This window comes from Bacillus sp. NMCC46 (assembly GCF_002998465.1).
Lineage (GTDB): Bacteria > Bacillota > Bacilli > Bacillales > Bacillaceae > Bacillus.
Window position 1 is genome coordinate 779,832 of record NZ_PVQZ01000001.1, and the last position, 14,099, is coordinate 793,930.

Sequence of the window (14,099 nt, forward strand, 5' to 3'; positions counted from 1 at the left end):
GTCATCCTCCTCCTACAAAGTGAACGATTTCAATCGTGTCATTAGATTGAATTTTCACTTGTTGAAACGCTTCTTTGTCAATAATTTCTTGGTTCTTTTCCACGATCACTACTCGATTTTCAAGCTGATAGGCTGATAGCAGATCATAGATCGTTCCATTCTCTTGATCGAAATCAACGATTCTGCCATTCAATTGAATTTTCATACAAACAGTGCCTCCTTTCGGCCAATACGAAACGCGTGAAGCCATTCCTTTTTGACCGGTTCACCTAATATCAGGTCGCGAATGATCTCTCCAGTAATCGGGGCAAGTAAAATGCCATTTCTGTAATGCCCTGCAGCAAAAAGAATACGCTGATCTTCTGGATGTCTTCCAATGTAGGGATGCCGGTCAGTTGTAGCCGGACGAAGACCAGCCCAGCACTGATCAATCGGCATCTCCTTGATCGAAGGCATAAGCTGAGACGCCTTTTGAATCACAGCTTCGATGCCGCCAAGCGTTGGAACAGCCTGCCATTCGTTTGGCTTCATCGTTGCGCCAACGACCAGTTTGCCGCTATCTCGTTGAACGATATAACAATGATCATGGTAAATGGTGTGCGCGAGTGCTGGACCATTATTCCATACAGACACACACTCCCCTTTTACTGGATAAAGAGAATGAGATAATCCAAGCTCTTCAAAAAAACGGCCAGACCATACACCACTCGCTACAGTCAGATCATCACATGTGAATGTTCCCTTCGTTGTTCTAATTGCTAACGCTTCTTTCTCCCGCTTCACTTCGATCACGGGTGTACATTCTTTCACATCTGCCCCGAACCTTACCGCCGCCTGCCAAAATGCCCGGCATACCGCATAAGGTTCGACATGAACATCCTCTTTAATCAAACCTGCCCCTAAGATGTTATCTGCCATTTGAGGCATGCATTTTTTTACGCTGCTTGCGTCAAGCCAATCAAATGTAGACAAATACTGCATCCGGCAAAGTGCTTGTTTCTCTTCTTCTGTAAAGGCTACCTTCATGATACCGCCCGCTGATGTCCGAATATCAATGCCAGATTCATGCTGTAGATCGACTTTTAACTTCTCGTACAATGCCTGGCTTGCTCTGCCTGCTTGAAAAAAAATATCCTCATGACCCTCTCCTTCAGCATGTGCACCGAGCATCCCAGCAGCCGCACTTGTCGTTTGCTTCCCTACCTCATTCGCCTCAAGTAAGACGACATGCTTTCCTGCTTTTGCAAGGTGATAGGCAATGGACATTCCTATGATTCCACCACCAATGATTGCAACGTCATAATGCTTCTTCATAAGGATGCTCCTTTACCTGTTTAGAAAATGCTTGTGCCATCATGCGCGGCTGATGATGAGTAAAAATCCCAGACATGACAGCAATCCCTTTCACATTCGCGTGTTTCAATTCTGGAATGCGGTCAGGTGTCAATCCACCGATCGCCACCACTGGAATAGACAGTGCAGATGTCAGTTCTTTCACAAGCTGTACGCCTCTTGCCTGAAGTCCTGGTTTACAAGTAGTGTCATATACGTGCCCAAACATGACATACTCTGCTCCATTTTTCTCCGCTGCTTTCGCTTCTTCTATCGAATGAACAGAGACACCCGCATGAAGGTGAGGGAATTTTTGCCGCAGCTCTTTTGGCGAAAAGCTATGGCCTGGGAGATGTACCCGGTGAATATTGGTGAGCAGTGCAACGTCTACTCTGTCGTTGATGATGAGCTTCTCTTTCGGTACACCTTCTAAAAAGAGTCTTTTCACGAGATCAACAAGCTCACTTGCTGTTTTAGACCGTTCCCGGATATGAATAAAATCCACTTCAGGTGCGATGGCTTTTATTTGTTTGATCAGTTCATCCACAGGAAGCGAATCATTTGTCACTGCGTGGAGTTCCATTTGCACCAACCCCATCTAAGCATGCTGTTTGCCATGTTTCTTTTTGATACGCCATTTCCCAGAAATGGTACTCGTAATAGCTTGAAATCACAAAATTTTCTTTCATATTAGCCCGTACATGTTCTGGTGCTTTCTCAGCTAGTTCATCAAAGCGGTTGACCTGTTCAAAGACGAGCTCCTTAAACCAATCCCCTCCATATGTCAAAATCCATTCCTGATAAATCGGATGGTCAGGTGTGGTTTGTTTCAGCTTTTCACCCACCTCATAATATAGCCAGTAGCACGGCAATAATGCGGCTAAAATCTCTTCAAATCGTCCGCTTTTCACAGATCGGTACATATGAGAGGTATACGCATAAGCAGTCGGAGAAGGCTTAAAGTTCTCGATGGCTTCATCTGAAATCTGCAAAAGCTCTGTGAACTTTCTATGCAGCGACAGCTCTGCTTCATACGTACCCTGCGCATGATACGCCATTCTGCCCGTCGTATGTAAGTCCTCACTAATCGCTGCGCCATATGCTTGCACCTTTGCAAAATGAGTTAAATAATATGAATCCTGCATCACATAATACGTGAAACGATCGAGTGAAAGCGTGCCATCTCCAATCCCTTTGACAAATGGGTGTGTGAAGCTTCCATTCCACCATGTTGCTGCTGCTTCTTTACATTCAGTTGAAAACGTCATGTTTCTCTCCTCCTGTTTTTCCATATAAAAAAGCCACTTTCCTCGTGGAAAGTGGCTTGGAATTTGTAAAAAGCATAGTCAAAAACCGCACCACTTCCCTACGCAGGTATGAACCTGTTCAGGTAATGAGGGTCTAAAAGTCGACACTTTTATCTCAGCCCTTTTAAAGGACTCCCCTAGTGGATCAAATATATGATGTTGTACTTCTATCTTAATCAGGAATTGTTCATTGGTCAAGGGTTCATTCTTACTCTAATTGGGCTCTTAGTCCTGCCACATACTCACGAGAGCCTGACACAAGCACACGGTCGCCGCTTCTAAGCGTGGTATCTCCATGTGGTACTAAGCTGTCTACCCCTCTGAAAATACGGACAAAGACCAAATCACCGGTAAACGGAAATTCCCTCAGCATGACATTGTGATAACGATGATTGTTCATTTGAATTTGATACAAGGAAGTATCCTCATTTGTTAATAATCGAATCGCATCAGGTGCTTCAATCAAGGCTCTTAGCACCGTTTTAGATGATAGGAAATTAGAAAACGTATCAATGCCTGCTTCCTTCAATGTCAGCTCTGTCTCAGCTTTGTTGACACTAGCAATGACTTGTTTCGCTCCTTCTTCCTTTGCAAATAAAGCAATTTCCTTATTTTTCGTCTCACTGCCTGTTGCGACGACGAGGACATCCTCCTGGCCAACGCCTACCTTTCGCAGCGTCTCATCGTCGTACTTTTCAATCGATTCGACTTCAAAGATGGAGTCAGCAAGCAGCGCTTCTTTATTTTCTTGAAAGACATGCAAAATCCGAATATCATATTCATCCTGATGTAAATCAAGTGTGACAGGTAAGGTCAGCTGATTTGCACCAATAAAGGTCACACGTTTTTTATGGCTCGCAGCTTGTTCTTTTTTAAACAGCGCTTTAAACCAAACAGGCGTTAAAATACTCGTCAGTACCGCGACTAGAATCAGCGCTCCAGACATTTTATGGTCAATGACTCCGAGCCGCTCCCCGATCGTCGCAGCTGCAATGACGAGTGATAACGTCGATGTTAATAAAAAGCCAGAACCGATCACTTTTTTCATGTCATACCATTTTTTCAAATAAAGAATCGGGATGAGCTTACTAACCAGTAATGCAATAAACAGCAGCGGGATCATGATCATAATGGTTGGGTCCTTGAACAGTGCCCATATATTTAAATCCACTCCGACCATCACAAAGAAGATGGGGATCAAAAATCCGTAGCCAAATGAATCCAGCTGCTGGACAAGCTCTTTATTCGGCGAAAGAAGGGACACAAGTACGCCCGCTAAAAACGCCCCAAGAATATTTTCAGCACCGAGTGATTCAGATAAGGCAACTAAGACTATAATGAGAGTAAAGATCGCCCTTGTCCCAATTTGCACGGTCCCTTTTGACATGGACTGAAAAATCGACTTTGTCTTAAATACGCGGCCAAATAAATAAAGCAGAATGCCCGCAGCAAATAATAAGAGCAGAAGCCACATATTCCCTGTACCATCGCCATAAATGGAGGAAAACACAGCAAGTAAAATCATCGTCACCAAATCAGCAATGACGGCGACAAGCAAGATGATTTGACCGATATTCGTCTGCATTAACTTTTCCTCTTTTAAGGTGGGAACCACGACCCCTAATGAGATGGTCGATATAATGAGCGTCATTAAAAAGGCATTTTGGATAAACCCTGCAAGTACAAACGCATAGGACAGGATAAAAGAAATACTAAATACGCCAACAAAAATAATCGTGGCTGCCTTAAACGTATTTGGTTCTTTTAGACCATTTGGCAATTCTCGTACTTTCTTCTTTGACTCAAAAGAAGAAAAATCTATTTCAAGTCCACTTAAAAACATCAGAAAAATAAAACCGAGCATGGATAACGTGTCTAACCATGCATCATGTTCAACTACCAGTTGAAGACCGCTTTTTCCAATGATGAGCCCCATGATGATTTCAGCAACAACGACCGGAATGGTCAGCTTAAATCGGTGCAATAAAAGTGGGGTGAAAAAGGCGACAATAATAACGACAACGAGTGATGAAACAGATGTATGCTCCATTGGCTAAAGCCTCCTAACATTGATGTTTAATCTTTTAAGTTTTACGTTAAAGCATTGATTCTAACAATTGCCTAAATGAAAAGAAAGCCATTCGTTATATGTTCTAAAATTCAAACTTCTTTAACCCCGATGAATGGATGAGAAAGATCAGGAGGAAATCTTATGAAATTTGATATCATTGGAGATATCCACGGCTGCTACGAAGAGCTGCTTACCCTCATACACAAACTAGGATACGAACTCAAACATGGATTACCCGTCCATCCTGATAAGAGAACGCTAGCCCTTGTCGGTGATTTAACAGATCGAGGCCCTCAGTCAGTAGATGTGATGCGATTTGTCATTCATGCCTACGCACATGGCGCGATCCGCTACGTACCTGGCAACCATTGCTTTAAGCTTTATCGCTATTTGAAAGGAAATCCCGTGAAATTACTTCATGGCATCGAAACCACAGTGAACGAAATAAAAAAGCTGCCCCTTCATGAACAAACCAAATTGTCACATGAATTTAAGCAGCTATTTGAGAAGGCTCCGCTTTACGATGTACTCATTCCTGATGAACTGATTATTGCTCACGCAGCGATGAAGGAAAAGGACATTGGAAGAAAGCCGAACAAACAGATGCGATCCTATCTATTATTTGGCGCGGTCACAGGAGAAACATGGCCAGATGGACGACCTGTGCGGAAGGATTGGGCAAAGGAATATCGCGGAAAACCGTGGATTGTATACGGACATACACCAGTGAAAGAACCCCGATTCGTTGGCAGAACCGTCAATATTGATACAGGCTGCGTATTTGGCCACCGGCTGTCTGCCCTCACATATCCTGAGCTTGAAACGGTCTCTGTTCCTTCCTCTATGCCTTATGACGATTCAAGGTTTCAGCATTTCACATCATAAAAAAACCCGGTCCTGCGCTTGCAGGTAGCCGGGTTTCTCTATTTAAAGCAGCAATGATTTCATGTCTTCAGGAAGCGGAGCCGAGAATGTCATTTCCTCCCCAGTCATCGGATGAGGAAAGACAAGAGTCTCACTATGCAGTGCCTGTCGGTTCATCCGCTCACTCGTTCCGCCATATAGCGTATCTCCGATGAGGGGGTGACCAAGATACTTCATATGAACACGAATTTGATGTGTTCTCCCAGTTTCAAGTGATAGAGCCACATCTGACATGTTCAACTCAGCGTCCACCGCTCGCACTGTAAAATGCGTCACTGCTTCCTGTCCAGTATCATCGACCATTCGCTCGATGATACTATCTCCTTTTCGGGCAATTTTTGCACGAATGGTTCCATACTTTTCCGAGATCATGCCATGTGTAAACGCTCTGTATGTTCGTTTGACCGCTCCACTTTTTTGCGCCTTTGATAAAAGGCTGTGGGCAAAGCGATGCTTGGCCACGAGCATGACGCCCGATGTATCACGATCAAGGCGGTTCACCAAATGAACCGTCAGCCGAACAGAATGCTCTGTATAATGGTGCAGCAATCCATTCGCAATACTGTGCTCTGGGTGCTCCCGAGAAGGAATGGACGGGATATATGGCTTTTTATTCAGCACAAGGACATGCTCATCCTCAAATAAAATATCAAGCGGAATCGGAGCAGGCTTCAGCCCTTCACTCACTTTTTCCTCTGGGAATAAAATGGTGAGCCTGTCTCCGTTATGCAGCTTGTATCTCACAGTCACATGCTCTCCATTAATGAGGAGATCACCGCCATCAAATTTAATATCCGCCAGCATTCTTTTTGAAATGCCAAGATCTATTAAATAATTCTTTAAAAGCAGCCCTTCTTCTTTGGCTGTCATGGTTTTGTTTAGCGTAAAGTATTCCAGCGAGAACGACCTCTTTCTTATTCTCCTTTTCCGATAAAGGAATCTTGCACCCTTTTCCAAAACGGAAATGGTCTAAATCGGGCAAAACGGACATTCTCATCGGCTACCCGGCATTGAATGGATTTGACGTCCTTATGAAGCAGCGTCAAATGATCAATGGTTACTTGAAAATCGACATCATTCATCGGTTTAATGACACAAGTATGGTGGTCTGGCAAAATAAGCGGTGAACCGACCGTTCGAAACACTCTGTTGTTGATTGAAGCCATTTCTGCCAGCTGAATGGCTCTAATGGAAGGATGAATAATGGCGCCTCCAAGTGCTTTATTATAGGCTGTACTGCCAGACGGTGTAGACAGACAAAGACCGTCACCTCTGAATGTTTCAAACAGCTGACCCCTAATTTCAACATCTGCCACAAGCGTCCCTTCCATACTTTTAATCGTACATTCATTCATCGCTAAATATTTCTCTTCTCTGCCGCCGTCGTTGTATCTGACAATGACTTCTAAGATCGGATATTCCACAATGTGATAAGGCGTTTTCGCAATAGCTAAGACGAGTTTTTCAATTTCACTTGGCACCCAGTCAGCATAAAAACCAAGATGACCTGTATGAACACCGACAAAAGCTGTTTCATTCAGACGGTTGCTATAGCGGTGAAACGCATAAAGAAGGGTGCCGTCTCCACCAACCGTAATGACAAGATCCGGTTCCTCTTCATTGAGTTCCATCCCAAAATCCAATAAGTAGGTCTGAATTTTATTTTTGAGTGTGTCAGATACAGAATTCCCTTTCGAAGAAACTGCAAATTTCATGAATTCTTCTCCTTTTCCACCTTGCTGCTATGAGAGGGCAGCATCATATTTGATCAAGCTCAGGCTCAGCTGTCGTTTTTCTTTTTCCGGGAAAATGCCACTTGTGCTTCTTGAATTTCCCCTCTAATTTCAGACATCTCATCATCAAGAAGAGATGCTGCCTCAGAAGCTCTTTGAAGGCGCAGCTTGACTTTCTCCGGGATATTCCCGCTATATTTATAATTCAGAGAATGCTCAATGGTCGCCCAAAAGTTCATCGCAAGTGTACGAATTTGGATTTCGACGAGGAGCTGCTTCTCTCCGCTGATCGTTTGCAGCGGATATAACACAACAAGGTGGTACGAACGGTATCCGCTTTCTTTATGTTCTGCAATATAGTCGCGTTTATCAACAACCACAAAGTCTTTTCGTGACTGGAGCATTTTTTTCACGACTTGTATGTCTTCTACAAACTGGCACATAATGCGAAGCCCAGCAATATCCTGCATCGTTTCGATTTCATGCATCGGGATGTTTTTACGCTTTGCCTTTTCTAATATGCTGGCAACAGGTTTCACTCGGCCTGTGACAAATTCTACTGGTGAATGGTCATCCTCGAATTCATACAGCTTTCGAATGCCTTTTAGTTTCACTTTTAATTCTTCGACTGCTTGTTTATACGGTGCGAGGAATTGATCCCATTGTTTTTTGTCCATGAAACTTCCCCCAATTCCATATACCTAATTATTTCAGAGGAATGTGCTCTTCACTTTCTCTTCCATATCTCCGTAATTGGTTTGTCTTTAATATTGTCGATTAAATAATGTAATTCTTGATGAAGCTGAATGAGTTCTAACGAATGTTCTCCCGCTGCCAAATAGACAGGGATGTCAAGATTCATTGCTTCTTTTAATGGAGCCCATGTATGTTCCCCTAAGATAAGATACGAAAAGGACTCCTCGTTTTCAAGTATGTAAACGAACGCAAAGTGATCAGAATCAACAAGCATTTGTCCTGATGCTTTTGCTTTTTGGATTTGCTCTTCTGACATGGTCGTCAAAATTAGCCTGTCTTCTTTTAAAGTTGCTTCTGTGATTTCAATTCGGTTTTGCATCATGATCTCCTTTACAACAAAGTACAGCTTTATTTTATCATATCAAGTTCAATATTGATAAACCGAACTTTTTGAGAAAATCCTATTTTCTTCTTATAAATGATCCTTTCACATGATTCTCCATTTATTTTGGCACATGTGGAAAGAGAAATAAGAGATAAAAACAGCCTTTTACATGATGAACACACTTCATGTACAATAATCATATTTCCTCTAAATGAAAGGTTGATGTCAAAATGGCACAGGAAATTGAAATAGAGCTAAAGCAATTGTTAATGAAAGAAGAATTTGAACAGCTGAAACAACATTTTCAATTGAAGGATTCGGATTTTCACACACAAACCAACTATTACTTTGATACACCTCAATTTGATATAAAATCTCAATTCGCTGCACTAAGAATGAGAGAAAAAGACGGTCAGTGGGTTCTCACGTTAAAGGAACCACACGAAATAGGCTTGCTCGAAACCCACCAAACGATCGCTCCTCCTTCAAGCCTTGATGATTTTCAGCTGCCAGAAGGTGAAGTAGCTGACAGATTAGACCATCTGAACATTCAAAAGGATCAAATTGTGTATTTTGGTTCACTTGAAACATCAAGAGCTGAAAAAATGATCAAAGAAGGCTTAATTGTTTTGGATCACAGCCGATATTTAACAGTAGAGGACTATGAACTTGAATTTGAAGTGAGCGACCTGGAAATCGGACAAGCCGCATTCTCCGCATTGCTCCAAAAATTCCAAATCCCTGTACGAAACACGAAAAACAAAGTCGTACGTTTTTATGAAGAGAAAATGAAAACACAGAATAGATGAATTCCTTGAAGGAGGAACATGATGAACGTCAATCAACTTCAATCCTTTATGCAGCTTCAAGCGCTTAAAACGTTACAATCAGACCCTGGACAAACACAAATACCGGCCGGCCAAGAATCGAATGCACAAGCTTCATTTCAGTCGCTGCTGCAAGATTTTTTAGGCGGATCAGAATTATCACGCCTGCCGCTTTCTATTTCTGCGTTTATGGGAACGGACCCATCAACGGCTCCGAACACGCAATACGCGCGTACAAACCCATACTTGTCTGCTATCGCTGGCAGTGAGCAGCTTCAATCTCCATCTTCATATGCGAATGACGCTCAATTGAATACAGCGAACGGCATTGGGAATGTCTTAAACAACAGCTACACGCCGCCGCTTCAAAAGGCTGTTTCAAACGGCTCTTCATCAAAAGAAATTAATCAAATCGTGTCACAAATGGCTCAAAAGCATGGCGTTCCAGAGAAGCTGATTCATGCGGTCATCAAGCAAGAATCCGGCTATCGTACGAATGCGGTCAGTCATGCAGGCGCGCTTGGCCTCATGCAGCTCATGCCATCTACTGCTAAGTCACTTGGTGTGAATAATGCCTTTGATGCGGCCCAAAACATCGAAGGCGGCACGAAGTATATAAAACAAATGCTTCAGAAATATAATGGAAATGTCTCACTCGCCTTGGCTGCATATAATGCAGGCTCAGGAAATGTTGATAAATACGGTGGCATACCACCATTTAAAGAAACACAAAATTATGTAAAGAAAATCACAGCGCAATATTTCGCTTAAACCGAAGAGAATAACCTCTTCGGTTTTTTGTATGTCGCTTTTCACCCTTTTTTGACTGAATGTGTTATGATATGGTCAATTGATCACGGAACCCGCCTCTCCCCTTATTTCCAATAGACCAAAGCGGTTTGTTTGTGGAATTGAGTTGAGGTTGTTAAAATAAGTATACAAGAATAGAAACAATAAAATAGAACAAACTGAATATCACTTTTGAAATAAATGAATTCACAATAGGGCGCTTCATCCTATTAACTACGAGTAAAAGGAGTAGTCAACATGGTACAATCGTTTAACGCACCTTACGAAGCGGTTGGAGAGGAACTTCTATCGCAACTTGTTGATACTTTTTATGAAAATGTAAAGTGTCATCCTTTGCTTCATCCTATTTTCCCGGATGACTTAAAAGAAACAGCAAGAAAACAAAAACAGTTTTTAACTCAATATTTAGGCGGACCCCCGCTTTATACAGAGGAGCATGGCCACCCTATGCTGCGGGCGAGACATCTCCCTTTTCCGATTACTGAGGAGCGGGCTGACGCATGGCTTGAATGCATGGAGGATGCGATGGATCAAGTAGGATTAACCGGCGATATTCGTGACTTTTTATTTGAGCGGCTTTCTCTAACGGCTCGTCATATGGTCAATCAAACACCTGAAAAGGATGGACGATCTTGAGCTGCAATACGCACGATCAATATTTCTCACACTGTCACGGACATCCTCAAAAGCCGATTGAAATCTATGTATTCATTGACCCTCTAAGTCCAGACTGCTGGTTATTAGAGCCATCCATTAAAAAATTGAAAATGAAGTACGGCCGTTTTTTCACTTTACGAACGGTGACAAGTTCTAGTATTAATGCATTGAATCGAAAACGAAAAAAGCATTTACTGACCGAAGCATGGGGGAAATTTGCTACCAAAACTCAGACCAAAAAAGAACAAATGCTGTCCGAACAAATTGTGACTTCTCCCTACCTCGCCTCGCTTGCATTAAAAGCGGCTGAGCTTCAAGGCAGAAAATGCGGAATGAAGTTTCTGCGTCTCATTCAAGAATCACTTTTTTGCCATCAGCAAGATGTGACAAGTGAACATGTGCTGCTAGAAAATGCAAAAAGTGCTGGACTGGACATCGAGGAATTCCAGCGCGATATTCATTCTCAAAGTGCTGTTAAAGCACTACAATGTGATATGAAAATTGCAGCTGAAATGGACGTATCTGAGCTTCCGACCTTTGCCTTTTTTAATACAGTAAACGGGGATGAAGGATTAAAAATTTCAGGTGCGTACTCTTATGATGTATACGAGGAAATCCTTTTTGAAATGATTGGTGAAAAACCAACACCTTCAGAACGGCCTCCAATTGAATGGTTTATTGCTTACTTTCAATTTGCATCTGCAAAAGAGATTGCTGTCGTTTATGACCTGACACTTGAAGAAGTTGAACGAGAAATGAAAAAGCTGGCTTTCGCTAAAAAGGTAGAACGTGTACAAGTACATCAAGAAATGTTTTGGCGCTATAAAGTAGATGATCATCATTCAGATCTTGATCTCTACCGCTGTGAGAATGAACATGGGTGCTGACCCATGTTTTTTCTTTACCCTAAAAAGGAACATACATTCTATTTTTAAGCACGAAGAAACCGCGCCGGGATAAGCGCGGTTTCACTATGTCTTAACGACAACAAAGGGGATGGGAGAAATTTTTCACGGTCAAACAAAGGGGTAATGTTTGTATGTGATTAATTTCACATCTGTAGTATATCAAATTTTGTCGACTTATGACAACAGATATACTATATGTTCATATTTTTGTCACAAAACATAAGAGGGTTGTCACTTTCATATAGTGAAAGTAACGAAAAAATGGAGGGATCTGCATGCGCAGCACAACCATTGGACTTGTTTCCATTGGCTTATGTTTCTTTTTAAATATATTAGGCTTAATGAAAATGCTTCCTCTTTATCTAACATCCCCACTCTTATTTGCTTCTATCCTTTTTACACTTTATCGAATGAACCACCGGAAGACCTTTAAGGGATTTAAAGGGTGATGATAAGGAACGGCCTCTACATGCGAAGAGGTCTTTTTTTATGAGAAAAAAACTCCTGTCAAAAGATGAGTTTGCACTCACGCGTCTGACAGAAGTCTTTTCATCACTCACCCGTTTTAGAGATGAGCTCTTCCATTTCTTTCAGCTTTTCTTCGAACAATTGACATGCTGCTTTGATTGGTTCTTTGGAAGCCATATCAACACCTGCTTTTTTCAACACATTGATTGGATAATCAGAGCTTCCTGCTTTAAGGAAGTCTGTGTAGCGCTCCACCGCAGGATTTCCTTCTTCTAATATTTGCTTGCTTAATGCCTGAGCAGCACTATAGCCTGTTGCATATTGATATACATAATAGTTGTAATAGAAGTGAGGAATTCTCGTCCATTCTAATCCGATTTCTTTATCCACAACCATGCCGTCTCCAAAATACTTCTTATTCAGGTCGTAATAAAGGTTCGTCATAAATTCCGGCGTTAAAGCCTCTCCTTCTTGCGCTTTCACATGAATAAGATGCTCAAACTCAGCAAACATCGTCTGTCTGAATACCGTTCCTCTAAATCCTTCTAACAAGTGATTTAACACATACAAACGCTGCTTTTTATCATCTAGGTGATTCAGCAGGTATTCGCCTAGTAACGCTTCATTTGTCGTAGAAGCCACTTCAGCTACAAAGATGCTATAGTTTCCATACGGATATGGCTGGTGCTTTCTTGTATAGTAGCTGTGGACAGAGTGCCCAAATTCATGAGCCAGAGTAAATAAATTATCAATATTATTTTGCCAGTTCATGAGGATATATGGATTTGTGCCATAGCTTCCAGATGAATACGCACCGCTGCGTTTCCCTTTATTCTCATAAACGTCTACCCAGCGATTGCTCAGTCCCTCTTTTAACACGGACACATATTCTTCTCCTAATGGCGCTAACCCTTTTAGCATATAATCCTTTGCTTCATCGTAGGTTAGCTTCATACCAGCATCTTTTACAAGTGGTGTATATAAGTCATAATTGTGCACTTCATCAAGCTTTAATACCTTTTTACGCAATTCAATATAACGGTGTAATAACGGTAAATATTGATGAACTGTATCAATCAGATTGTCATATACTTCTTCTGGAATACTGTTCCGAGATAGTGCCGCTTCTCTTGCTGAGTTATAATTTCGTACTTTTGCATAAAAATTATCCTTTTTAATCGAACCGCTCAGTGTCGAAGCAAGCGTGTTTTTATACTGATCATACGTTTTATACACAGCTTTAAAGGCATTCTTTCTCACTTCACGGTCATCACTGTTTAAAAATGTGATAAAGTTGCCGTGGGTAATCTTCTTTTCTTCCCCATTTTCATCCTTTACAGAAGGGAACGAAATATCAGCATTGTTAAACATACTAAAAGTAGTAGATGAAGTTGAGAGTGGTTCAGAGGCCTCAGCTAATAAAGCTTCTTGCTCCTCACTTAAAATATGTGGACGCTCTTTATTAATTTCTTCGAGAGCATGGGAATACAGTTTTAATTCTTCTTTTTCCAGAATAAACTGCTGCAACTTATCTTCTTGAATCGATAAAATCTCTGGAACAATATAAGCAGAAGTACTAGAGAGCTGTGTAAATAAATTCGATGCTTTATCATTCAGCGCTTGAAATGATGAGTTAGTTGTATCCTCATCGTATTTCATGTGCGCATATGTATAAAGCTTACCAAGCTTTTCAGAAAGCTGATCCTGAAAGGTTAGGGCTTCATACAGCACATCAGCAGAATGGGCCAGCTTGCCTTTAAATTGGGCTAGCTTAGGAATTTCTTTTTTGACAGCTTCGAATTCCTTGTTCCATGCATCAACGCTTTCGAAAATATCTTCAAGACGCCATTTGTTTTCTTCTTTTACTTCGCTTCTGTCTGGTAAATGGTTATTTTTGCTTTGTGAAGTCATATGAATCCCCCTTGCATAAGTTGTGTTGAACCAACCTTTCGGAAAGTGAAAGAAATTGGTGTTGTATTTA

At 41.7% G+C, this 14,099-nt stretch carries 15 protein-coding genes, 1 pseudogene and 1 riboswitch; of the genes and pseudogenes, 6 read left to right on the forward strand and 10 right to left on the reverse strand.

The window, feature by feature from the left end:
* Position 1 precedes the first annotated feature (1 nt).
* The 5 genes from thiS to C6Y01_RS04045 form a co-directional block, all read right to left on the reverse strand.
* The gene (gene thiS / locus C6Y01_RS04025; protein ID WP_034663206.1) at positions 2-205 is read right to left on the reverse strand and encodes a sulfur carrier protein ThiS; all 204 of its coding nucleotides are present in this window, start codon (positions 203-205) and stop codon (positions 2-4) included.
* A complete protein-coding gene (gene thiO / locus C6Y01_RS04030) occupies positions 202-1,314 on the reverse strand; it encodes a glycine oxidase ThiO (protein ID WP_106037854.1) in 1,113 nt (370 codons plus the stop codon). The genes thiS and thiO overlap by 4 nt, the downstream gene beginning before the upstream one ends.
* Positions 1,298-1,915: a thiazole tautomerase TenI gene (gene tenI / locus C6Y01_RS04035; RefSeq protein ID WP_034663211.1), complete on the reverse strand. Its 618-nt coding sequence runs from the start codon at positions 1,913-1,915 to the stop codon at positions 1,298-1,300. Before tenI ends, thiO begins: the two co-directional genes overlap by 17 nt.
* Positions 1,890-2,600: a thiaminase II gene (gene tenA, locus C6Y01_RS04040; RefSeq protein WP_034663213.1), complete on the reverse strand. Its 711-nt coding sequence runs from the start codon at positions 2,598-2,600 to the stop codon at positions 1,890-1,892. Before tenA ends, tenI begins: the two co-directional genes overlap by 26 nt.
* 78 nt (positions 2,601-2,678) lie before the next feature.
* A riboswitch (TPP riboswitch) is annotated at positions 2,679-2,788 on the reverse strand.
* Between the two features lie 59 nt (positions 2,789-2,847).
* Positions 2,848-4,689, reverse strand: a complete 1,842-nt coding sequence (locus tag C6Y01_RS04045; RefSeq protein WP_106037855.1) for a monovalent cation:proton antiporter family protein — start codon at positions 4,687-4,689, stop codon at positions 2,848-2,850.
* A gap of 162 nt (positions 4,690-4,851) precedes the next feature.
* Between C6Y01_RS04045 and prpE the strand changes: the two genes are divergently transcribed.
* Entirely contained in the window at positions 4,852-5,595 is a 744-nt protein-coding gene (gene prpE / locus C6Y01_RS04050; RefSeq protein ID WP_034663218.1) for a bis(5'-nucleosyl)-tetraphosphatase PrpE, read from the forward strand.
* Positions 5,596-5,637: 42 nt separating this feature from the next.
* Here the strand turns inward: prpE and C6Y01_RS04055 are convergent, their stop codons facing one another.
* The 4 genes and pseudogenes from C6Y01_RS04055 to C6Y01_RS04070 form a co-directional block, all read right to left on the reverse strand.
* On the reverse strand, positions 5,638-6,504 hold the full coding sequence (locus tag C6Y01_RS04055) for an RluA family pseudouridine synthase (RefSeq protein WP_034663222.1): 867 nt from the start codon (positions 6,502-6,504) through the stop codon (positions 5,638-5,640).
* Positions 6,505-6,548: 44 nt separating this feature from the next.
* Complete coding sequence (locus C6Y01_RS04060; RefSeq protein ID WP_034663225.1) at positions 6,549-7,349, reverse strand: NAD kinase; 801 nt, start codon at positions 7,347-7,349, stop codon at positions 6,549-6,551.
* A 65-nt stretch (positions 7,350-7,414) separates the two neighbouring features.
* Entirely contained in the window at positions 7,415-8,044 is a 630-nt protein-coding gene (yjbM, locus tag C6Y01_RS04065) for a GTP diphosphokinase (protein WP_034663227.1), read from the reverse strand.
* A 33-nt stretch (positions 8,045-8,077) separates the two neighbouring features.
* Positions 8,078-8,442, reverse strand: a pseudogene (locus tag C6Y01_RS04070) (UPF0738 family protein).
* Between the two features lie 236 nt (positions 8,443-8,678).
* Here C6Y01_RS04070 and C6Y01_RS04075 point away from each other — a divergent pair.
* The 5 genes from C6Y01_RS04075 to C6Y01_RS19020 all read left to right on the forward strand — a co-directional run bounded on the left by C6Y01_RS04075 (position 8,679) and on the right by C6Y01_RS19020 (position 12,099).
* Positions 8,679-9,257: a CYTH domain-containing protein gene (locus tag C6Y01_RS04075; RefSeq protein WP_034663230.1), complete on the forward strand. Its 579-nt coding sequence runs from the start codon at positions 8,679-8,681 to the stop codon at positions 9,255-9,257.
* A 21-nt stretch (positions 9,258-9,278) separates the two neighbouring features.
* Entirely contained in the window at positions 9,279-10,046 is a 768-nt protein-coding gene (locus C6Y01_RS04080; RefSeq protein WP_034663232.1) for a lytic transglycosylase domain-containing protein, read from the forward strand.
* A gap of 276 nt (positions 10,047-10,322) precedes the next feature.
* A complete protein-coding gene (locus C6Y01_RS04085) occupies positions 10,323-10,721 on the forward strand; it encodes a globin domain-containing protein (protein WP_008355333.1) in 399 nt (132 codons plus the stop codon).
* Positions 10,718-11,629 (forward strand): ClpXP adapter SpxH family protein, encoded by a 912-nt coding sequence (locus C6Y01_RS04090; protein ID WP_034663234.1) that lies wholly within the window; start codon positions 10,718-10,720, stop codon positions 11,627-11,629. The genes C6Y01_RS04085 and C6Y01_RS04090 overlap by 4 nt, the downstream gene beginning before the upstream one ends.
* Positions 11,630-11,925: 296 nt before the next feature.
* Positions 11,926-12,099 (forward strand): hypothetical protein, encoded by a 174-nt coding sequence (locus C6Y01_RS19020; RefSeq protein WP_034663238.1) that lies wholly within the window; start codon positions 11,926-11,928, stop codon positions 12,097-12,099.
* A gap of 103 nt (positions 12,100-12,202) precedes the next feature.
* Here C6Y01_RS19020 and pepF read toward each other — a convergent pair whose 3' ends face one another.
* Complete coding sequence (gene pepF, locus C6Y01_RS04095; protein ID WP_302621039.1) at positions 12,203-14,029, reverse strand: oligoendopeptidase F; 1,827 nt, start codon at positions 14,027-14,029, stop codon at positions 12,203-12,205.
* Positions 14,030-14,099 lie beyond the last annotated feature (70 nt).

What these genes read in the sequence shown, in the direction of transcription:
- C6Y01_RS04080 (WP_034663232.1), top strand. Translation starts at nt 9,279, where the DNA reads ATGAACGTCAATCAACTTCAATCCTTTATGCAGCTTCAAGCGCTTAAA.
- C6Y01_RS04075 (WP_034663230.1), top strand. Translation starts at nt 8,679, where the DNA reads ATGGCACAGGAAATTGAAATAGAGCTAAAGCAATTGTTAATGAAAGAA.
- C6Y01_RS04060 (WP_034663225.1), bottom strand. Translation starts at nt 7,349, where the DNA reads ATGAAATTTGCAGTTTCTTCGAAAGGGAATTCTGTATCTGACACACTC.
- C6Y01_RS04055 (WP_034663222.1), bottom strand. Translation starts at nt 6,504, where the DNA reads ATGACAGCCAAAGAAGAAGGGCTGCTTTTAAAGAATTATTTAATAGAT.
- thiS (WP_034663206.1), bottom strand. Translation starts at nt 205, where the DNA reads ATGAAAATTCAATTGAATGGCAGAATCGTTGATTTCGATCAAGAGAAT.
- pepF (WP_302621039.1), bottom strand. Translation starts at nt 14,029, where the DNA reads ATGACTTCACAAAGCAAAAATAACCATTTACCAGACAGAAGCGAAGTA.
- tenI (WP_034663211.1), bottom strand. Translation starts at nt 1,915, where the DNA reads ATGGAACTCCACGCAGTGACAAATGATTCGCTTCCTGTGGATGAACTG.
- tenA (WP_034663213.1), bottom strand. Translation starts at nt 2,600, where the DNA reads ATGACGTTTTCAACTGAATGTAAAGAAGCAGCAGCAACATGGTGGAAT.
- C6Y01_RS04045 (WP_106037855.1), bottom strand. Translation starts at nt 4,689, where the DNA reads ATGGAGCATACATCTGTTTCATCACTCGTTGTCGTTATTATTGTCGCC.
- prpE (WP_034663218.1), top strand. Translation starts at nt 4,852, where the DNA reads ATGAAATTTGATATCATTGGAGATATCCACGGCTGCTACGAAGAGCTG.
- yjbM (WP_034663227.1), bottom strand. Translation starts at nt 8,044, where the DNA reads ATGGACAAAAAACAATGGGATCAATTCCTCGCACCGTATAAACAAGCA.
- C6Y01_RS04085 (WP_008355333.1), top strand. Translation starts at nt 10,323, where the DNA reads ATGGTACAATCGTTTAACGCACCTTACGAAGCGGTTGGAGAGGAACTT.
- thiO (WP_106037854.1), bottom strand. Translation starts at nt 1,314, where the DNA reads ATGAAGAAGCATTATGACGTTGCAATCATTGGTGGTGGAATCATAGGA.
- C6Y01_RS19020 (WP_034663238.1), top strand. Translation starts at nt 11,926, where the DNA reads ATGCGCAGCACAACCATTGGACTTGTTTCCATTGGCTTATGTTTCTTT.